Here is a 19,563-nt window from a genome sequence, read left to right as displayed (position 1 = left end):
GCGCGGGCTTCAGCGGAAGCGGGTGCGCAGCGGCAGCACCCCCGCGACGGACACCTCGACCTCGTCACCGGGGCGGAGGAAGACCTTGCGGTCCTGCCCCGTGCCGGCCGGGGTTCCGGTCAGCACCACGTCCCCGGGCTCCAGCACGGCGAAGCGGGAGATCGTGGCCAGCAGCTCGGGCACCGCGAAGATCAGCGCCTCGGTACTCGCGTCCTGCCGTACGGTCCCGTTCACGCTGGTCCGCACGGCGATGTCCGTGGGGTCCTCGACCGTGGACAGGTCCAGCACGGAGGCGCCGAGCGCCCCGAAACCGGGGAAGCTCTTGGCCAGGGTGGGCGTCGCCGTGGCGACCATGACGTCGCGCGCGGTCATGTCGTTGGCCGCGGTGACCCCGGCGAGGTGCTCCCACACCCGGTCGGGCGCGGTCCGGCACATCCGCCGCCCCACCACGAAGGCCACCTCGCCCTCGTAGTCCACCTGGCTGGAACGGTCGCTCGGCAGCTCCACCTCCGCCCCCGGCGCCGACACCGCCGACGGCGATCTCAGGAAGAGGATGGGGTCGGCGGGGATCGACCGGCCGGTGAGCCGCGCCTTGCAGTGGTAGTTGAGGCCCACTCCCCAGATCGCGCGGGCGCCGCGCAGCGGGGGCAGCAGCCCGTCGAGGGAGACCCGGCCCAGCTCCCGCGCGGCCCGCGCCGGCGCGAAGCCCTCACCGGCGGCGAGCATGGTCGCCACGTCGCCGAACGGCAGGTCGAGCAGGACCGCGTCGTCGCCGTCGCCGGCGTCGCCGTCGAGGCGGGCCAGGCCGCCGGGGGTCGCCAGCAGGTTCACGCGCCCGCCCCCGGCAACCGGTCCCGCAGGTCCCGGTCCCGCCGGTCCCGCGGTTCCCAGCGGTCCTGCCGGCCCGAGGCCGTGATCAGGAGGGCTGCCGGGCGGGCCGGGGCGGCTCCCGTGCGTCGCATACCCATGTCTGCTCCTACTCCCGCGGCCACCCGGCGCGGAGGGGCGACGGGGTTTTCAGGGGCTCTCGTCGAAACGCCGGCGTCTCTCCGGCAGCGGGCTCTCCCGTCGCCGTACCAGGTCGGCCAGGCGTCACGAACGTACGAGGAAGGCTCACTGCGTGTCAAGATGCGGAATCACATCTCGCATTGCGTCATGGTGCGACCATGTTTCCCTTGGACGCATCCTCGGTCCGGCCATGGCCACAAGGCCACGACCAGCGAGAACGCCTTCCAGGGGATCCAGGACCCCGGGAGGACCCATCGAACGATCTTGTCCGGGTGACCGGAACCACACTCCGGAAACGGGTCCGGCCGCACGAAGGGAGCGTGAGACCCCGGAAGGACCCGGCCCGGGAAGACCATCAGGCGGGGAAGGTCCACGGACCGGGAAGGGCCGCGGGCCGGGAGGACAAGGAACGGCGGGCCGGGAGTGGGTCACCCTCGCGCCCCCGGGCAGGCGCGTATCGCCAGGTCGGCCTCACGCCGCCGGGCCCGGGCCGTTCTCGTACCGCTCAGACCGGTCGCGTGCCGCCCAGGTCGCGCGAGAGGTCGCCCGCCACCCTCAGCAGTGCGGCGGCGGCCTGCGGTTCCCGGTCGCCCGCGAGGGAGGCCACCGTGCCGACGACCGCCATCGCGGCGACCACCTGGTCCCCCTCGAAGATCGGCGACGCGAGCACGTGCACCCCGTGGTCCACCGGCGAGTTGACCGCCACCCCGGTCCGCCGGACGTCCTTGAGGAGCTCGCGCAGCTCGGCGGAGGCCCGTAGCCGCCGCGCCAGCCCGGGAACCTCACCGGTGGGCAGGTAGGCGCTGAAGACCCTGCCCTGGGCCGAGCGCACCACGTCGAGCTGCGATCCGGTACGGACGCTCAGCCGGACGTCGCCGATCGTGTTGTCCACGCAGCCGACCACCACCGGGCACTCGCCGTTCCAGACGCTCAGCACGACCGTCTGGTTGATCTCGCGCATCAGCAGTTCGAGGTAGGGCTCGGCGGCGGCGGCGATCGGCAGGCCCGCCCTGGCCGCGGCCTCCAGCCCGAGAAGCTGGGGGCCGAGCGAGTAGGTGGCGCTGCGCGCGTCGTAGCGCAGCAGGTTGGCCGCTCGCAACGCCCGGGCGTACCGGTGGGCGGTGGGCTTGCTGACGCCCAGCCGGGCGGTGATCTCGTTGAGGGTCAGCCGGGGACGTTCCACGGTGAAGCCGCTCAGGATCAGCGCGGCGCGGCGCACCGTCTGGATGGCGGGCACATCGTCGGGGACGCCTTCGGGGCCACTTCCGAGGACGTCCTCGGAGCCGCTCGCGGGAAGCCCCCCGGAGACGCTCCCGGGCGCCCCCTCGGCACCGCTCCCGCGTGCCCCGCGCCCGCGCGCCCCGCCGGGAACCTTCCCGGCCGTCCCCGCCGGACCACCGGCGGGCGCCTGGCCGGGCACACCGGCGGGCATCCTGTCGGCCACACCCGTGTCGCCGAGCCGTGCCTGCTCCGCCATGCCGACTCCTCCGCACAGACCGTCCGTTGGATCGGACTCTACAGACCGGGGGACTCAGGCCGCATCGGAAGAATGGCCCGGCGCGGTACCGAGGGCGGGATTCACCAGTGGCGCGAGATTGTTGACCGCGGCGGCCGCCTCGCCGAACCCGACGGAGATCAGCCTGACCTTGCCGTCGTAGTCGCTGATGTCCCCGGCGGCGAACACCCGGGGCAGGTTCGTCCGCATCGACCGGTCGACCAGCACGTGCCTCCTGCGCAGCTCCAGCCCCCACTTCTGGACCGGCCCGAGATCGGCGATGAAGCCGAGCGCCGCGACCACCGTCTGGGCGGGCAGGGTGAGGCGGTCGTCCCGGTCGTCCTCCCGCTCCCCCTCGCCGGCCCCGTCCGCGACGCCGACCCTGCTCGTGGCACCGACCCTTTCCACGACGACCTCGTCGACCAGATGCTCGCCGCCGATCCCCGCGACCTCGTACGGCGTCAGCACCCGCACCGACGACGAGCGCAGCGTGGCGACGCTGCGCTCGTGCGCCCGGAAGGCGGGCCTGCGGTGCACGAGCGTCACCGAGCGTGCCAGCGGTTCCAGGGCCAGGGCCCAGTCCACCGCGGAGTCGCCGCCGCCGACCACCACCACGTCGTGACCGGCCGCCTCGTCGAGCCTGCGGACGAAGTAGCGCAGTCCCCGGCCCAGGTAGTCCTCGCCCACCGGCAGCTCGCGCGGGGTGAAGGTGCCGATGCCGCCGGTGAGCAGCATGGCCTTGGCCCGCACCACGGTGCCGGCGTCGGTGACGACCTCCACGGAGTCCTCGTGGTGCCGGAGTTCGACGGCGCCCTCCCCGAGCAGCAGGACCGGGTTCGCCTGCGCGGCCTGGGCCACCAGCTCGTCCACCAGGCGCTGGCCCTTGACCGCGGGGAATCCGGCGACGTCGAAGATCTCCTTCTCCGGGTACAGCGCCGAGATCTGCCCGCCGGGCTCGGGCAGCGAGTCGATCACGGCCACGGACATGCCGCGGAAGCCCGCGTAGTAGGCGCCGTACAGGCCCGACGGGCCCGCGCCGACGATCACCAGATCGACGTCGTACGCCGTCATGATCCGCCGCCGGGCGGTACCGCGGCGGGATGGTCGCTCCCGACGCGGCCCACCTTCCTGGCGCCTCCGGGCGAACCCAGGTCGGCGAAGAACTCGGCGTTGATGCCGGCGAACCTGGCCGCCTCCGGCGGGAGATCGTCCTCGTGGAAGATGGACGTCACCGGGCAGACCGGCTCGCACCGGCCGCAGTCGACGCACTCGTCGGGCTGGATGTACATCATCCGGTCGCCCTCGTAGATGCAGTCGACCGGGCACTCCTCGACACACGACCTGTCCTGCACGTCCACACACGCGTCTGTCACGACGTAGACCATCAGTCCTCCCTCGTCGTCAACGTGGGGGAACAGTAGGAGCCTGTCACGCGCATTGTCAATATGCGAGATGCCGTCTTGCATAGAGTTAACATGGAGCCATGACGAGCGATGTCCTGCGACGCCTGCGGGAGGTCACCGCCTCGGCGATCTCCAGTGAGACGATCGTCGAGGCGATCCAGGTGATGTCCGCGGGTCCCAGCCCGCGAGGCTCCGAGCGCGCGACCGCGGCCCGGCTGGCGGCGTGGGCGCGGGACCGCTGGCCCCGGCTCCCCTGGAACATGGAGGCGGTCGGCCCCGAGGGGACGAACCTCACCTCCACCGCCGGCGGATCCGGGCCCGAGCTGCTCGTCTACTCCCACCTGGACACCTCGCTCTCCGGCGACGCCGGGCACGACCGGTGGGCGACCGGGCTGGACGGGCCGGTCGCCCCGCTCGCCCTCGACCCGGCCACCGGCCTGCTGTCCGGGTTCGGTCTCGGCGTCGCCCGGGCGCCGGCCGCCGCGGCGCTGGTGGGGTACGCGGCCGCCGCGGCGGCCCTGCGGCGCGAGGGCCTGCCGCACCGTCTCTGCCTGCTCCTGGCCTCGGCCGGTACGCACTCCTCGCCCTTCGCGCACGCGCGGGAGCCCCACCTGGCGCGGCCGACGGGCATCGAGGAGTACCTCCGGTCGCACCCGCTGCCCGCGGCCGCCGTGGTCGCCAAGTGCGGCCCGCCCGGCGTCCTGCACGAGGAGCCCGGCGCGATCTTCCTCCGGGTACGGCTGGGCGACGCCTACCGGCCGGTGCTGGCCAGGGGGGCCGACGGCGGGCTCCTGGCGGGCCTGGGGACCGTCGTCGAGATCCTGGAGTCCTGGCGCGCCGAGCACCTCGCGGCCAGGGCCGTCCCGGGACGCCAGTTCGCCGCCGAGGCGGGCATCGGCGCGGTCCGGGGCGGCCTGCCGGAGAAGCCGGACCTGCTGCCGGGCCGGATGGAGCTGCACCTCTACCTGACCACCGTCCCGGGCGACGATCCCGACGAGATCGCCCGCACCGTGCTGGCCCGGCTGCGGGCCGGGGTCGAGCACGGGCCACTGGACGGCCACCGGGTGAGCGTGGACGCGTGGACGGCCCACCCGGCCGGGAGCACCGCCCCGGACGCCCCGGTGATCCGCCACGCGGTGACCGCCTGGCAGGACGAGCACGGCGAGCCCCCGCGGGAGATCTCAGGCTGGAAGGGCTCGACGGACGGCGTGGTGCTGCGCGGTCACGGGATCCCGACCGCCCGGGTGGGCCCGGCCGCCGCGCCCGACCCGGCCGATCCGCGACGGGACGTCTTCGACCCGCGGGTGCTGGCGCGTTTCGCCCGCCTGTACGCCGGGATCGCCCTCAGGCACGCGCTCGGCGCTCCCGGCATGTGAGGACTGCCGGGGCATCGACATTAGGTGTTCTGGATGACAGGATGCTGTCTCGCAATGCAAAATGTTCGCCCGGCGCCGGGCCTGCAGACCTGACTCGAAGGAACGACATGGGTGACGACAGCGCGCCTGGCCGGCAGGGAACCGCGGGCGAGACCAGAATCCCGGCGATCCAGACCGTCCAGCGGGCCGCGATGATCCTCAGCGCGTTCACGGTGAGCCGGCCGCACCTGACCCTCAACCAGCTCACCGCGAGCCTGGGCACCAGCAAGGCCACCGCACATCGATACACCAAGGCCCTGCGGGAGAGCAACCTGCTCCGCTACGACGAGCGTGAGGCGCTGTACTCCCTGGGCCCCCAGATCCTGACCCTCTCGGCCGCCGCCCGCGTCGGCATGCCGGTGATCGGCATCGCGGGCCCGTACATGCAGCGGCTGGTCAGGGAGATCGACGAGACCGTGGTCCTGAGCGTCTGGGACGGCGACACCGCCGTGGTGGTCCGCGTCGACGACAACACCGACCGCACCATAAGGGTCAGCGTGCGGATGGGCTCGCGCCTGTCGCGGACCGAGTCGGCCCAGGGCCGCGTGTTCTGCGCGTTCCTGCCCCCCGACGAGGTGCCCGGCCTCCAGGAGCAGCTCGACGCCTCCCCGGAGCTCCGCCAGGAACTGGTGAAGATCCGCCAGGACGACATCTCGGCCAACACCCCGTCCGTCAACGGCGTGCGCAGCATCGCCTCCCCGGTCTTCCGCGGCTCGGTCCTGCTGGCCGCCATGGCGATCGTCGGCACCACCTCCTCGGTGCCCGCCGGCACCCACTCCCCGCTCGCCGAGGCCCTCAAGCGGACCGCCGCCGAGGTGACCGCGGAGCTGGGCCGGGAACGGACGCCTCCGGAGGGGTGACCGCCCGGCGAGGGGCGGGCGTCCGGATGGTGAACCACATTCACGGCCCGATTCGGAGCCAAGTAGCGTAGGAACCAATGAACCAGCGCACGCTTCTGATCACGTTGACCGGCCCCGACCGACCCGGCGTGACCTCACGCCTCTTCTCGGTCCTGGCGGGCTTCCCCGTCGTCGTCGCCGATGTGGAGCAGGTCGTCATCCGCGGCCGGCTCACCCTCGGCGTCCTCGTCTCCTACGCGGGCGTCCCGCCGACCGGCACCGGTGGCACGCTGGGCGCCCTCTGGACCGCCGTCGAGCGGACCGCCGAGGACCTCGGCCTGCACGTGGAGCTGTCCACCGGCTCCGACCCCAAGGAGAAGCGGCGCAGGGGACAGCTCACCGTCACCGTGCTCGGCTCGCCCCTCCAGCCCGCCGCCATGGCGGGCATCGCGGGGCGGATCGCCGCCGCCGGCGCCAACATCGACCGCATCGAGCGGCTGTCCAGCTACCCGGTCACCTGCATCGAGCTCTCCGTCTCCGGCGCCGACCCCGACACCCTGCGGGCCGAGCTCGCCGTCGAGGCGCACACCCAGCAGGTCGACGTGGCCGTGCAGCGCACCGGCCTGTACCGCAGGGCCAAGCGGCTGATCGTGATGGACGTCGACTCGACGCTCATCAAGGCCGAGGTGATCGAGCTGCTCGCGGCGCACGCCGGCTGCCTGGAGGAGGTCGCCCGGGTCACCGAGGAGGCGATGCGCGGCGAGCTCGACTTCGCCGAGTCGCTGCGCCGCCGGGTCGCGCTGCTGGAGGGCCTTTCGGAGGAGGTCTTCGAGAAGGTGCGCAAGGAACTCGTGCTGACCCCCGGCGCCCGCACGCTGGTGCGGACCCTCAAGCGGCTCGACTACCGCTTCGCGATCGTCAGCGGTGGGTTCACGCAGCTCACCGACGCCCTGGTGGACGACCTCGGCATCGACTACTCCGCGGCCAACACCCTGGAGGTCGTCGACGGCGTGCTCACCGGGAAGGTCGTCGGCGACATCGTGGACCGGCCGGGCAAGGCGCGGGCCCTGGAGCGTTTCGCCAGGCAGGCGGGCATCCCGATCAGCCAGACCGTGGCCATCGGCGACGGCGCCAACGACCTGGACATGATCGCCGCCGCCGGGCTGGGCATCGCGTTCAACGCCAAACCCGTGGTCCGCCGCGCCGCCGACACCGCGGTCAACGTCCCCTACCTCGATTCGATCCTCTACCTGCTGGGCATCCCCCGCGCCGAGGTGGAGGACGCCGACGCCGAGGACGGCGTCCCCACCGCCGAACGCTGACGCCGAGAAAGGCGTCCCGCCGCCGAGCGCCGACGCCGAGGACGGCGTCACCACCGCCCGGAAGGCTCAGGGACGGCGCCGGGGACGGCGCCCGCACCCGCCGGTCCCGGCACCGCGGCCGGGCCCTGCCCGCGCCCCTCAGTCCTCCTTGGGACTCCAACGGGTGATCACACGGCCGGTGCCGAGCCCGGCCCACTCGTCGTCGGTCTCGACGACGGCGAAGGCGCCGGGGGGGAAACCGGCGGCGCCGTCCTCCGGGTCCAGCATCCCGACCAGCTCCTGCACGCCCGGATTGTGACCGACCAGGGCCAGGGTGCGCGCCTCGGCCCCGCTCCGCCGCAGGAGCGCCAGCAACTCGTCGGCGTAGGCCTCGTAGACGGCCGGCTCGAACGACACGTCCGCGTCCGGGAGGGCCAGCGCCGCGGTCCGCCGGGTCCGCGACGACGGCGAGCAGAGAACCAGGTCCGGTCGCAGGCCGAGCTCGGTCAGGGTCGCGCCGGCCCTGCGGGCGTCGCGCTCGCCGCTCTCGGTCAGGGGGCGCTCCCAGTCGACGACGCCGGCGGGGTGGGCCGCCTTGGCGTGACGCAGGACGACGAGCCTGCGGGCCGTCATCTCGACGCCCAGACGGCGAGACCCACGATGACCGCGAACACCGCGGCCATCGCCAGCAGGATGAGAACGAGTGACTTGCCGCCGGAGGGCTGCTCTTCCATAGCGGCCAGTTTCCCATCGAGGGGGTCCGCACACGCGGAAGGGGTACGCGTGGCTCGCGTACCCCTTCTTCGACGGGACGACCGGGCCGGGGACCGGGCCGGTTCCGCGCGGACGTGGCTCAGCCGGAGACCGGCTCGGGCTTGCGGTCGGTGTTGTTCTCCTCCGTCGGGGCGATGCTCGACGACCGGCGCTTGGAGACGACGACCGCGCCGACGACGATGCCGACCGCCAGCAGCGTGACGGCGACGCGCAGCACCGTGTTGTCGGCGTAGGTCACCACGGCCGGAGCGATCAGCAGCGCCACCAGGTTCATCACCTTCAGCAGCGGGTTGATCGCCGGACCGGCGGTGTCCTTGAACGGGTCGCCGACGGTGTCACCGATGATGGTGGCCTCGTGCGCCGGGGAGCCCTTGCCTCCGTGGTGGCCGTCCTCGACCAGCTTCTTGGCGTTGTCCCAGGCACCGCCGGAGTTGGCCAGGAAGACCGCCATGAGCGTGCCGCACGCGATGGCACCGGCCAGGAACGCCCCGAGCGGCGCGTACCCCAGGGCGAAGCCGACGGCGATCGGGGTCAGCACGGCCAGCAGGCCGGGCGTGGCCAGCTCCCGCAGCGAGTCGCGGGTGCAGATGTCCACCACCCTGCCGTAGTCGGGCAGCTCGGTCCCGGCCATGATCCCCGGCCGGGTGCGGAACTGCTCGCGCACCTCGAAGACCACCCGGCCGGCCGCGCGGCCGACCGCCGTGATCGCCAGGCCGGAGAACATGAACACCACCGAGGCGCCGATGATCAGACCGACCAGCACGTTCGGGGAGTCGACGCTGAGGCTGAACACGCTGAACGAGCCCAGCGCCGTCTTGACCGACTCGGACGCCAGGGCGAGCTGGGTCTCCACCGCCGTACGGAACGCGCCGAACAGCGCGGTGGCGGCGAGCACGGCGGTGGCGATCGCGATGCCCTTGGTGATGGCCTTGGTCGTGTTGCCGACCGCGTCCAGGGAGGTGAGGACCGCGGCGCCCTCGCCCTCGACGTCGCCGGACATCTCGGCGATGCCCTGGGCGTTGTCGGAGACCGGCCCGAAGGTGTCCATGGACACGATCACGCCGACCGTGGTCAGCAGACCGGTGCCGGCGAGGGCCACCGCGAACAGCGCCACGGTGACGTTGCCGAAGCCGAGCAGGAAGGCGCCGTAGACGGCGGCTCCGATGATCAGCGCCGAGTAGACGGCCGACTCCAGGCCGACGCTGATGCCGGCCAGGATGACCGTGGCGGGGCCGGTCCGGGAGCTCTCGCCGATGTCCCGCACCGGGCGGCGGTTCGTCTCGGTGAAGTAGCCGGTGAGGATCTGGATGGCGCTCGCCAGCACCAGGCCGATGAGCACCGCCGCGATCGCGATCAGACGCGGGTCGGAGGTGATCCCGGAGACCGTCTCGCTCTCCCCGGTCAGGCCCGCGAAGGTGGAGGGCAGGTAGAGGTAGGCCGCGACGGCGACCAGGATCGCCGAGATGGCCGCCGAGATGAAGAAGCCACGGTTGATCGCGGCCATCGCGTTGCGGTCACCGGCGCGCGGGGCGGTGACGAAGATGCCGATGATCGCGGTGATCACACCGATCATCGGCACGATCAGGGGGAACACCAGGCCCTCGACGCCGAAGGCCACCCTGCCCAGGATCAGGCTGGCGACCAGCATGACCGCGTAGGACTCGAACAGGTCGGCGGCCATGCCGGCGCAGTCGCCCACGTTGTCGCCGACGTTGTCGGCGATGGTGGCGGCGTTGCGCGGGTCGTCCTCGGGGATGCCCTGCTCGACCTTGCCGACCAGGTCGGCGCCGACGTCGGCGGCCTTGGTGAAGATACCGCCGCCGACCCTCATGAACATGGCGAGGAGCGCGGCGCCGAAGCCGAAGCCCTCCAGCACGGCCGGGGCGTACCCCTCGTAGAAGATCACCACCACGGCCGCACCGAGGAGGCCGAGACCGACAGTGATCATTCCGGCCACACCGCCGGTGCGGAACGCGATCCGCATGGCGACCTTCTCACCGGATTCACGGGCGGCCGCGGCGACGCGGACATTACCGCGTACCGCCAGCCACATCCCGATGAATCCGGTGAGCGCCGAGAAAAGCGCGCCCACGACGAAGAAAACCGATCTGCCGATTCTCACACCGGTCGTCTCGGCCGGAAGGAGAAACAGCAGGAAAGGGATCAGAATGACGAACAGGGCGAGCGTCCGGAACTGCCGCGTCAAATACGCGGAAGCGCCTTCCTGTACGGCCCGCGCGATGTTCTGCATGCGTTCGGTGCCCTGGCCGGCGGCCAGCACCTCCCGCACCAGGGCGCCGGCGACGGCGAGCGCGAGCAGGGCGACCGCGGCCACCACGATGACGATGGTGAAGTGGTGACCGCTGAGGGATACCGCTGGTTCTTCGACAGCGGCGAGATGGAGCACAGACATCCGACTCTCCTTGGCAAGACGGGAACACGTCCTGCCCGGAGTGCGCAGCCATAGGGGTGAAGAGGAGCGAAGCGGCGCACATCCGGGGTGGTTGGCAGTGCCGCTTCCAGTTGCAGACCCCCACGGAGAACGGCTCGCGTGCGGGCCGCTCCGAAGGATAAACCTTGGCCGGTTCCGGGAGTCTACGCAGCGATGACGCGGATATGAAGCCTCTGCGGTCCGCCAATTGACGACGGGTCCAGCATCAATCGTCGACCGGCCTGCTTATAACGCCATTTCGGCTGTCACACCCGTCTCACCCGTCCCTGTTTCCCCCTGATTTCGGCCAACGTATACAGGGATTACCTCCTGACCGAAAACCGGAGATGCACAGACGAACGGCCGGGCGTGTCCACAAGGACACGCCCGGCCGCCGAAGTCGTCTGTCAGACCGGAGACAGCCCGTTGGTCGCCGCCGGCCAGCTCATGCGGATGCGCATGCCCTTCTGGCTCGGATAGACCTGGACGTCGTCGGCCAGCCCCGCGATGACCGCGATGCCGAAACCGGCCATCAGGTCGTCGGGAAGCTGCCCGAACGGATCGTCGAACCCCAGGAGGGCGCGATCGTGCTCCAGTTCGTCGCTGGGGGCGGAGTCGGTGACGGTCACCTCGAAGCGCCCCAGGTCATCGCGTAGCTCGATACGGATCGGCTCTCCCGGACAGTGGAGGCGGTGTGCCTCCACGGCCCGCGAGCATGCCTCACCGACAGCGAGCCGTACCTCGTCCAGCAACGACTCCTGCACACCGGTACGCCTGGCGATCGCCGTGGCGACCAGGCGCGCCGTCCGCACGTGCGCGGGGAGAGCGCTGAACGTCAGCTCGACGGTAGCCACGACTACTTGTCTCGACCGTGAGCTTCCTTGGCCTCCTCCACCGAGGCGTAGATCCCGAAGACCTTGGTGAGTCCGGTGATCCGGAAAATCTTCAGGATGCGCTCCTGGGTGCAGACAAGCTCCAGTGAGCCATCGTGCGCCCTAACTCGCTTGAGCCCGCCGACCAGGACACCAAGGCCCGTGGAGTCAAGGAAGTCGACCTTCTCCATGTTGACGAGCAGGTGAAAGTTCCCCTTGTTGACCAGGTCGATCAGGAGCTCACGCAATCTGGGCGCGGTGTAGACATCGATCTCACCCTCGACCTCAACGATGGTGAGACGGTCCTCGGAATGGTGGTCCAACTTCAGATCCACAGATCCTCCAGCGCCTTGCCTGCGAAAGTACCGATTCGAGCCTGCCTCCCGGGGCCGGATGACCCCTGGGCGACAAGCCCCGACGCGCGGCATTCAACCATGCGTACGCTCAGTGTCTATACGAAATCACGATTCCCGGCGACTCTGCCCACAGATGTGAGACTGGAAACCAGTGACCCCGCCATCATCCTCGCCCCTCCGGGCGGGCGCCGCGCTCCGCCGCCTGCTCGACGTTCCCGCACGTCGCGAGCGTGTGACCCATGTGGAGCACGTTCCCGCACGTCAGGCGGGTGATGTCCGGTGGCCGGAATGGGTCGATCAACGGCTCGTTACGCGCTGGGCGAACCACGGTATTTCCGGTCTCTGGCCCCATCAGGCCGAAGCGGCCGAGCTGCTCCACCGTGGCCAAAACGTGATCATCGCCACAGGGACGGCGTCCGGGAAATCCCTGTCGTACCTGGTCCCGGCGCTCTCCGCGGTGCTGGAGGGCGGCACGGTCCTGTATCTGTCACCCACCAAGGCGCTGGCGGCCGACCAGCTCCGCTCGCTGCGCGAGCTCGACCCGCCCGAACTGCGCGCCGCCGTGCACGACGGCGACACCCCCTTCGAGGAGCGGGCCTGGACACGCAGGTACGCCAACTACGTCCTGACCAACCCGGACATGCTCCACCGCGGCCTGCTGCCCCGTCACTCGCAGTGGTCGTCCTTCTGGCGGCGGCTCCGGATGGTCGTCGTGGACGAGTGCCACGGGTACCGGGGCGTGTTCGGCTCCCACGTCGCCCAGATCCTGCGCCGCCTGCGCCGGATCTGCGCGCGCCACGGCTCCCGTCCCACCTTCCTGCTCTCCTCGGCCACGGCCAGTGAGCCCGAGGTCTTCGCGATGCGCCTGACGGGCCTTCAGATGGCCGCGGTGACCACGGACGCCTCACCCCGGGGTGCCACGACCTTCGCGCTGTGGGAGCCGCCCCTGACCGATCTGCGCGGCGAGGGCGGGGCCCCGATCCGCCGCCCCGCGACCGCCGAGAGCGCCGACCTGCTGGCCGACCTCGTCGCCTCCGAGGTGCGCACCCTCGCCTTCGTCCGATCCCGCCGGGCCGCCGAGTCCGTGGCCCTCACCACCCGCGCCAGGCTCCAGGACCTCGTCGTCGGCGCGGGCGCGCCCGCGGACCTGCCCGGCAAGGTGGACGCCTACCGCGCCGGATACCTGGCCGAGGACCGCAGGGCCCTGGAGAGGGCGCTGCGCTCGGGCGAGCTGCTCGGCCTGGCGACGACCAACGCGCTGGAACTCGGCGTCGACGTCTCCGGCCTGGACGCCGTCCTCATCGCCGGCTGGCCGGGCACCCGCGCGTCGCTCTGGCAGCAGGCCGGCCGGGCCGGACGCGACGGGCAGGACGCGCTCGCGGTGCTGATCGCCAGGGACGACCCCCTGGACACCTATCTCGTCCACCACCCAGAGGCCCTGTTCGGCAGGCCCGTGGAGACGATCGTGCTCGACCCCGCCAACCCGTACGTGCTGGGTCCCCACCTGTGCGCCGCCGCGGCCGAGCTCCCGCTGACCCACGACGACCTGGACGTCTTCGGCCCCGCCGCCAAGGAGGTGCTCGCCGACCTGGTCGCCGACGGGCTGCTGCGGGAACGCGCCACGGGCTGGTTCTGGACCAGCAGGGGACGGGCCACCGACCTGGCCGACATCCGGGGAGCGGGCGGCGCGCCCGTCCAGGTCGTGGAGATGTCCACCGGACGGCTGCTCGGCACCGTGGACGAGGCCTCGGCCCACACGTCCGTGCACACCGGCGCCGTCCACGTGCACCGGGGAGAGACGTTCCTGGTGGTCGAGCTGGACCTGGAGGCGGAGGTCGCCCTCGTCGAGGCCGGGGCACCGGAGTACACCACCTTCGCCAGGGACGTCACCGACATCTCGATCATCGAGTCCCTCGCCTCGCACGCCCTCGGCCCCGGGGAGCTCCACTTCGGCTCGGTGGAGGTCACCAACCAGGTCGTGGGCTACCTCAAGCGCCGCGCGCAGAGCGGCGAGCTCATGGGCGACGAGCCTCTCGACCTGCCGCCGCGCACGCTGCGGACCCGGGCCGTCTGGTGGACGCTGCCCACCTCGGCGGTCGCCGCGCTGGCCGCCGAGGGGCTGGACCTCGGCGGAGCCGCGCACGCGGCCGAACACGCGGCCATCGGCCTGCTGCCGCTCTTCGCGACCTGCGACCGCTGGGACATCGGGGGCGTCTCCACCGAGCTCCACGCCGACACCGGGCTGCTCACCGTCTTCGTCTACGACGGCCACGAGGGCGGCGCAGGCTTCGCCGAACGCGGGTACGCCCGCGCCCGCGACTGGCTGACGGCCACCCGCGAGGCCATCGCCTCCTGCGAGTGCGAACGCGGCTGCCCGTCGTGCATCCAGTCGCCCAAGTGCGGCAACGGCAACGAACCCCTGGACAAGGCCGGAGCCCTTCGCCTGCTGGCGGTCCTGCTCTCCCAGGACACGCCACCCCTCCCGGGGCCTGCCACGGACGTGACGGTCCGGTGAGACCCGCGCGTGGGACCCGCGCGTCCGGGCCGCACGCAGGACTCGGGCGTGGGACCTGAAGACGAGGCCCGGACGTGGGACCCGGACATGACGACCCCTACGTGAGGCTTGATGTGGAACCCGGACATGACGGTTCAGAGGTGAGGCCCGGACGCCGCGCCGGCCGTCACTCGTCGCGGATGTGGCGGTCGTCGCCCCAGAAGTCGGTCGCTCCCGGTTGCGGACGTCCCCAGAATCCGCTGTCCTCCATGGAACGGGGCGCGGGCGGGAGGTAGTCGTCCCACCGGTGGGCCACGCGGACCGGTGAGGGGGCAGCCGCGTTCGTCACCGGCGGTGGAGCCGCTCCCGGGCTCGTCCCCGGCGAAAAGGCCGTGGCGTCTGGCGAGGACCGGTTCCCCGACCGCTCTCCTTTCTCCTGCACGACCTTCCCGCGCCGGGTCCGTACCGTCTCGCCGGACACCGACCCGCCCCGCACGCGCTGAACCTCTACGCGCTCAACCTTCACACGCTCAACGTCTACGGGCTCAACGTCTACGCGTTCAGCCTCTACGGGCTTGGCCTCTACGCCCTCGACCTGCACGCGCTCGTCTTGCACACGCCCGGGTCGTACCGTCTCAACCCGCATCGCCTCATCGTGGGTCATCCCGATCCGTGTCACCCTGACCCGTACCGAGGGCCTTTGTATCCGTTCACCCCGTGCTTGATCGGCCTTCGCGTATCGCGTCTCCGCCCGTGCGTCCTGTGCCCGTTCAGTTCTCGTCGCCCGTTCGGCTCTCGTCCATCGGACGGGCGCCTGAGAAGGGTCGGCCTGCCGCCTTCCAGGCGGTTCCGTCTCCGCTCGCCGCCCCGGCTCTTCCCGATGTTCCCCCTCTCCGCGCTGTTTCGCGTCGGCCTTGTGTTCACCTTTTTCCCGCTGTTCCGCGTTCGTCTGTCGCCTCGCCCCTTGGTGTCCCTCTGTCTCAACGGGTGGGGAGGACAGCCTTTGAACCGCTGCCAGACGGAGGGAAGCAGGGCGGACCGCGATCGGCCGGACCGGAGCACCGAACACCCTCCGCCCGAACGGGATCCGGCCAGGCGGGGCCGAATCAGAGAGAGCCGAATCAGAGCGAGGCGGGCCGGAAGAAGGCAAGGCGGGGGAAGACCGGTCGGAGGAAGACGGTGGGGAAAAGGGAGCCCGGTCAGAGGAAGCCCGGTCAGAGGAAGCCCGGTCGAAGGGAGCCTGGTCGAAGGGAGGCAAGTATGAAGGGAGCGGGTCGGAAGGAAGCGGGTCGGAAAGAGGTTGGCAGAGAGAGGGCTGGTCAGACCCGATCCGGTCGGGCGAGATGAGGTGAACAGGCTCGCGGGAGGCGGAGGGCGCTCCTTTCAGGATCGAACGTGTCTTGACCACCGCGAGGACGACCGTCGGACGCTCCGAAGCGGTCGTGGCCTCGGCACCTCTCCTGAACCGGCCGTTCCCGCCCGCCATGACGGCCCTGCCGGCCTCCCTGATGCGACCCGTCACGCTCGTTCCTGCGGCCTGGTCGGTCGCGACGCCCCGGGAGCGACCGTCCCTGTGCTCACCGTCGGATGCGTCACCCATGAGAGACCTGAGGTCGGAGCTCGCCGTCACGTCGTTCGTCTCGCCGGTAGAACGCGTCGCCACGTCGTTCCGACCGGCGGGCCCTCTTCCCATGATGAGTGACCTGCGGCGGAACCAGGCACCACCGTGTGCCCCGGCGACGAGCAGGATCAGGGCTCCGGCGATGACGAGGCCGTACAGGCTCATCCCGCCGGACGGCGAATCCGACGACCGGGTCGTGACGTCCGTACGGTCGACGACGACGAGATCACCCGCCCCGGTCGTGCCATCCGTTTCTGAACCGGAGGTGGCCGTCACGCCCTCTTCGCTTTCCTGTTTCGTACCGTCCTTCTCGATGTCCCGGCCGGTCGGTACGGTGACAGCGTCGTCCTTTGTCGCCGAAGTCAACGGGGCCTCGGACGGCTCATGAGATCCGGACGCGGTCGTCACCGGTTCCTTTGCCGGCAGTCGCGGGAGGTCCCGGACCCCCGCCCGTTCGTCATCGTTCCTGTTCCCGACGCTCTTCTCATCCCCGCTCCGAACGCTGTTCCGATCAGCGCTCTCCTGCTCGCCTCTTCCGCTCCGAACACCCGCCCCCTGTCGGGCCCCGGCCTTCCGGTGCCCAGTCGCCCCGGCCTGGGGGACGGTCACCGAGGTGGCGGCCGAGTCGCCGGAGGCCACGGTGCCACCGGCGCCGTCACTCCGCAGGGCCCTGACCGCGAACCCGATCCGGCGGCCGGCCGCATTCGCCGGAACGGTGACGGTCGCGCCGCACACGCTGTCGGAACACGCGCTCTTCACCCCTACGGAACCGATCCTGCCGGTCCTGCTCGCCGTGATCTCGTACCTCCGCAGGTCGGGCTCCGGCCCCCTCCTCCAGGTGAGGGTCACCTGCCTGCCCCGCAGCCGGACGACCGGCCCACCTGGTGTCACCGGGGAAGCGACCTGCACCAGCGTCCGACTCGTCCGGTGCCATTCGGCTCCCAGAACCTTGCCCTTCTGCTCGAGCCTGATCCGGTGGCTCCCGTTACGGTGGTCGCGGGGCCTCCAGGCATAGGAGACCTCGCGATCCCCCTTCGCGACCTGCCTGCCGTCGATGAAGAGCACCGCGTCGAACAGGTGGTCCACCGTGCCGGAGAGGGTCACCGTCTGGTTGGAGGTCACCCGGGACGGAGCGTCCAGCCGTGCCACCGCCCATGCGGGACTCGCGGCGGTGAACACCGCGAACACGAACACGATGGGCGCGATCACCCCCACGGCGATGCGTCCGCGAACCGTCGTCACGATGTCTCCCCTCATCGAGAGCCCCGCCCCACCAGGTCAGGAGTCACGCGCTCGGCCACTCGGGTGCACAAGGCCTCGCCCGGTGTCCGCGAGGGCAGGCGGTGGCCGAACGGCACCGTTTCCCGGGACGGACGCTTTCCGGTCCGGTTCTACGATGCGGCTCTCCGGGGCGGCTCTCCGAGTCCGTCGGCATCCGTCGGCGCGAGCGAGAGGCCACTCCGTCGTTCCACCTGCCTGATGGCGCGCAGTTCACCCCCTTAAGACCAGCCAGAAAGGGCACGGATCAAAGGTAAGTGGAACCTTACGCGAGGTCGAGAACTCTTGGACACGGTGTCCAAGAGTTCGTGATTTGATTGCGACCTCATTCACCGAACATCATCGCTCTTCTCCGAACGTCATTCCCCCGCCCCGCCTTCTCCGAGTGCCGCTCTTCCGTGCCCACAGTTGTGATCTCGGCCGCCAAAGGGTGATCATCCATTTCGGATTCGTCCACGGGAACATAGCCGGCGCTTCTCACCTGCGGAAGCATCCCCTCGGGCAGGGGATTGACGGCTCTGGACGACGACCGTTCCGATCGCGCCCCGGGGTCGTCGCCGTCACGTCAGCGTGTCTCGTTCCGCTGTCATATTCGGCGTGACATCTGAGCGGCAATGGCTTCCACCTGCGCTTTCCCATGTGCCGAATGAGGCTCGAGATCCTTTCCCTTCTTTCTCTCTGCTCGGCCGGGAGGAATCAGATCTTGAACGGGCCCATACTTACCGGCACACCCTCACCTCTCACCTTCACCTGCCGGGATCGGTCACATGAACCGGTCCGGCACGCGATCTGGCGGTCATCGTCACCCTGCCTTTCAACGGCAGTGCGATCTCCATCTTCACCTCGATCTCCACGATGCCGTCCTCGGCCACGGAACAGTGGGTGACGGCGGTTCCGTTCTCCGCGGCGACAGAGCCGGCCCTCACGCAACTCTGATCGGGATTCGCGAATGCCAGTCTGGCGGCGGCGAGCGCACTCAGATCGGCGGCGCCCTGCGCACGATGGCGCGCGACACGCGCCGTACCGGCGATTGCGATCGCCATCGCGACGGCGAAGACCAACGCCATGAGAGCCACCGTCCAGATCGTCGCCGATCCCCGCTCGCGCCCCTCCTGGATCACGCCCGTCTCATCGACGCTCACACTCGCCTCCGGCTCCCGGCCTGCCGTGGAGATCGTTCACTCGTGCTTTCGGAATCAGACCCGGCGCACGACCCGTCGGGCACCTTCAGCTCTTCACGATTCATCGAGTTCCTTCGCCTCGCCGTGTTTCGCCTCGCCGTGTTTCGCCTCGCCGTGTTTCGCCTCTCCGCATCCCGTCGCGTCTACTGCTCCGGCATCCCTGGCTCGGTGGCCGAGACAGCGGCCGCGTGAACGGGAACGCTCGGCAGGAGAGCGCCCCAGTCAGGTCTGACGTCGACGGTGACCTCCACCCGGGTGACCTCCGCACCCCGAGTGATCACCACCCGGGCACCGGCCGGGGCCATCGAGAGCACACTGCGGTGGATCTGCTCCACCGGGTCACCGCGTGAGGCGGCACGAGCTCCGGACCGGGCCGCATCCACGCATTCCAACTGCGCCTCGACCGCCGCCACGGCCCACAGGCCGGCTCCCAGCACGACCATGAAGGCGGGAAGCACCGCGGCCGTCTCCGCCGTCACCGACCCCCTGGAGCGCCGGCGGCGAGAGGAGACCCGCGGCACATGAAGGCTCATCCGGCGACGGTCAGCGCTCGGTTGATCAGAGTCGTGATCATCTGCTGGACGTCGGAGCTTGTCACCACCTTGAAGAGAAGCGCGGCGAACGCGCAGGCGGCGATCGTTCCGACCGCGTACTCCGCGGTGGACATGCCGCGGTCGCGGTGATGACCGGAGACCAGCAGCGACCATCGTGCGCGCAGCCACCGTGACCGGCCGCCTCGGACCCGACCGGTGCTCATTCCAACCATTGCTCCTCCTGAAGCTCCCGTCCGGACCCGGCGCCCGGTGCCCGACCAGGTTTCTCCATCGGCCCAGGAGCCGGATGGCTAGAACGGCGTTCTGTGGATAAGCGCGGGGGAGGTCACTCGGGCGGGCCATCGGACCCTCACCCATCGTGAAGGCACCCCTGTGCCTCTGATGTCCGAGGCCGGCCTTGGACAACTCGGGACCGACCACACCCAGGCCTGGGCAGGCCGGCGCGAACCAGGCCGCCGCGACCCAGGCCGGCGCGACCCAGGGCAGCGCGACCCAGGGCAGCGCGACCCAGGGCAGCGCGACCCAGGGCAGCGCGACCCAG

General features: G+C 70.9%; 17 protein-coding genes. 4 read left to right on the top strand and 13 right to left on the bottom strand.

Annotated elements, in window-relative coordinates:
* Window positions 1-9: 9 nt before the first annotated feature.
* From AB0G16_RS07685 to fdxA, 5 genes are all read right to left on the bottom strand, one after another.
* Window positions 10-831 (bottom strand): fumarylacetoacetate hydrolase family protein, encoded by an 822-nt coding sequence (locus tag AB0G16_RS07685; protein WP_362800276.1) that lies wholly within the window; start codon window positions 829-831, stop codon window positions 10-12.
* Window positions 828-962 (bottom strand): hypothetical protein, encoded by a 135-nt coding sequence (locus AB0G16_RS07680; protein WP_362800273.1) that lies wholly within the window; start codon window positions 960-962, stop codon window positions 828-830. Before AB0G16_RS07680 ends, AB0G16_RS07685 begins: the two co-directional genes overlap by 4 nt.
* Before the next feature lie 551 nt (window positions 963-1,513).
* Window positions 1,514-2,485 carry an IclR family transcriptional regulator gene (locus AB0G16_RS07675; RefSeq protein ID WP_362800270.1) on the bottom strand — a complete coding sequence of 324 codons (972 nt, stop codon included), beginning with the start codon at window positions 2,483-2,485 and terminating at the stop codon, window positions 1,514-1,516.
* A gap of 54 nt (window positions 2,486-2,539) precedes the next feature.
* On the bottom strand, window positions 2,540-3,574 hold the full coding sequence (locus AB0G16_RS07670; protein ID WP_362800267.1) for an NAD(P)/FAD-dependent oxidoreductase: 1,035 nt from the start codon (window positions 3,572-3,574) through the stop codon (window positions 2,540-2,542).
* Complete coding sequence (gene fdxA / locus AB0G16_RS07665; RefSeq protein ID WP_362800265.1) at window positions 3,571-3,888, bottom strand: ferredoxin; 318 nt, start codon at window positions 3,886-3,888, stop codon at window positions 3,571-3,573. The genes AB0G16_RS07670 and fdxA overlap by 4 nt, the downstream gene beginning before the upstream one ends.
* Window positions 3,889-3,986: 98 nt before the next feature.
* Here fdxA and AB0G16_RS07660 point away from each other — a divergent pair, with 98 nt between their 5' ends.
* The 3 genes from AB0G16_RS07660 (at window position 3,987) to serB (ending at window position 7,482) form a co-directional block, all read left to right on the top strand.
* Complete coding sequence (locus AB0G16_RS07660; RefSeq protein ID WP_362800262.1) at window positions 3,987-5,282, top strand: hypothetical protein; 1,296 nt, start codon at window positions 3,987-3,989, stop codon at window positions 5,280-5,282.
* A 107-nt stretch (window positions 5,283-5,389) separates the two neighbouring features.
* A complete protein-coding gene (locus AB0G16_RS07655) occupies window positions 5,390-6,181 on the top strand; it encodes an IclR family transcriptional regulator (RefSeq protein ID WP_362800259.1) in 792 nt (263 codons plus the stop codon).
* Window positions 6,182-6,258: 77 nt separating this feature from the next.
* Window positions 6,259-7,482, top strand: a complete 1,224-nt coding sequence (gene serB / locus AB0G16_RS07650) for a phosphoserine phosphatase SerB (protein WP_362800256.1) — start codon at window positions 6,259-6,261, stop codon at window positions 7,480-7,482.
* 138 nt (window positions 7,483-7,620) lie between these two features.
* Here serB and AB0G16_RS07645 read toward each other — a convergent pair whose 3' ends face one another.
* From AB0G16_RS07645 to AB0G16_RS07630, 4 genes are all read right to left on the bottom strand, one after another.
* Entirely contained in the window at window positions 7,621-8,094 is a 474-nt protein-coding gene (locus AB0G16_RS07645) for a histidine phosphatase family protein (RefSeq protein WP_362800253.1), read from the bottom strand.
* Between the two features lie 220 nt (window positions 8,095-8,314).
* A complete protein-coding gene (locus AB0G16_RS07640; protein WP_362800250.1) occupies window positions 8,315-10,648 on the bottom strand; it encodes a sodium-translocating pyrophosphatase in 2,334 nt (777 codons plus the stop codon).
* 425 nt (window positions 10,649-11,073) lie between these two features.
* Entirely contained in the window at window positions 11,074-11,520 is a 447-nt protein-coding gene (locus tag AB0G16_RS07635; protein ID WP_362800247.1) for an ATP-binding protein, read from the bottom strand.
* 2 nt (window positions 11,521-11,522) lie between these two features.
* Complete coding sequence (locus AB0G16_RS07630) at window positions 11,523-11,873, bottom strand: STAS domain-containing protein (RefSeq protein ID WP_012887265.1); 351 nt, start codon at window positions 11,871-11,873, stop codon at window positions 11,523-11,525.
* Between the two features lie 253 nt (window positions 11,874-12,126).
* Between AB0G16_RS07630 and AB0G16_RS07625 the strand changes: the two genes are divergently transcribed.
* Window positions 12,127-14,409, top strand: a complete 2,283-nt coding sequence (locus AB0G16_RS07625; protein ID WP_362800851.1) for a DEAD/DEAH box helicase — start codon at window positions 12,127-12,129, stop codon at window positions 14,407-14,409.
* Window positions 14,410-14,575: 166 nt separating this feature from the next.
* Here the strand turns inward: AB0G16_RS07625 and AB0G16_RS07620 are convergent, their stop codons facing one another.
* From AB0G16_RS07620 to AB0G16_RS07605, 4 genes are all read right to left on the bottom strand, one after another.
* Entirely contained in the window at window positions 14,576-17,251 is a 2,676-nt protein-coding gene (locus tag AB0G16_RS07620; protein WP_362800244.1) for a hypothetical protein, read from the bottom strand.
* 782 nt (window positions 17,252-18,033) lie between these two features.
* Window positions 18,034-18,429 carry an Rv3654c family TadE-like protein gene (locus tag AB0G16_RS07615; RefSeq protein WP_362800241.1) on the bottom strand — a complete coding sequence of 132 codons (396 nt, stop codon included), beginning with the start codon at window positions 18,427-18,429 and terminating at the stop codon, window positions 18,034-18,036.
* 182 nt (window positions 18,430-18,611) lie between these two features.
* On the bottom strand, window positions 18,612-19,001 hold the full coding sequence (locus AB0G16_RS07610; RefSeq protein WP_362800238.1) for a TadE family type IV pilus minor pilin: 390 nt from the start codon (window positions 18,999-19,001) through the stop codon (window positions 18,612-18,614).
* Window positions 18,998-19,225, bottom strand: coding sequence for a DUF4244 domain-containing protein (locus AB0G16_RS07605; RefSeq protein ID WP_362800235.1), 228 nt, complete (start codon window positions 19,223-19,225; stop codon window positions 18,998-19,000). The genes AB0G16_RS07610 and AB0G16_RS07605 overlap by 4 nt, the downstream gene beginning before the upstream one ends.
* Window positions 19,226-19,563 lie beyond the last annotated feature (338 nt).

The organism is Streptosporangium sp. NPDC023615 (assembly GCF_040640155.1).
Classification (GTDB): Bacteria; Actinomycetota; Actinomycetes; order Streptosporangiales; family Streptosporangiaceae; genus Streptosporangium.
Note: the sequence above shows the minus strand (reverse complement) of the source record. Positions and strands in the feature narration are given on the sequence as shown.

Coding starts and splice junctions, on each gene's coding strand:
- AB0G16_RS07680 (WP_362800273.1), bottom strand. CDS start 962: ATGCGACGCACGGGAGCCGCCCCGGCCCGCCCGGCAGCCCTCCTGATC.
- AB0G16_RS07675 (WP_362800270.1), bottom strand. CDS start 2,485: ATGGCGGAGCAGGCACGGCTCGGCGACACGGGTGTGGCCGACAGGATG.
- AB0G16_RS07670 (WP_362800267.1), bottom strand. CDS start 3,574: ATGACGGCGTACGACGTCGATCTGGTGATCGTCGGCGCGGGCCCGTCG.
- fdxA (WP_362800265.1), bottom strand. CDS start 3,888: ATGGTCTACGTCGTGACAGACGCGTGTGTGGACGTGCAGGACAGGTCG.
- AB0G16_RS07660 (WP_362800262.1), top strand. CDS start 3,987: ATGACGAGCGATGTCCTGCGACGCCTGCGGGAGGTCACCGCCTCGGCG.
- AB0G16_RS07655 (WP_362800259.1), top strand. CDS start 5,390: ATGGGTGACGACAGCGCGCCTGGCCGGCAGGGAACCGCGGGCGAGACC.
- serB (WP_362800256.1), top strand. CDS start 6,259: ATGAACCAGCGCACGCTTCTGATCACGTTGACCGGCCCCGACCGACCC.
- AB0G16_RS07645 (WP_362800253.1), bottom strand. CDS start 8,094: ATGACGGCCCGCAGGCTCGTCGTCCTGCGTCACGCCAAGGCGGCCCAC.
- AB0G16_RS07640 (WP_362800250.1), bottom strand. CDS start 10,648: ATGTCTGTGCTCCATCTCGCCGCTGTCGAAGAACCAGCGGTATCCCTC.
- AB0G16_RS07610 (WP_362800238.1), bottom strand. CDS start 19,001: ATGAGCCTTCATGTGCCGCGGGTCTCCTCTCGCCGCCGGCGCTCCAGG.
- AB0G16_RS07605 (WP_362800235.1), bottom strand. CDS start 19,225: ATGAGCACCGGTCGGGTCCGAGGCGGCCGGTCACGGTGGCTGCGCGCA.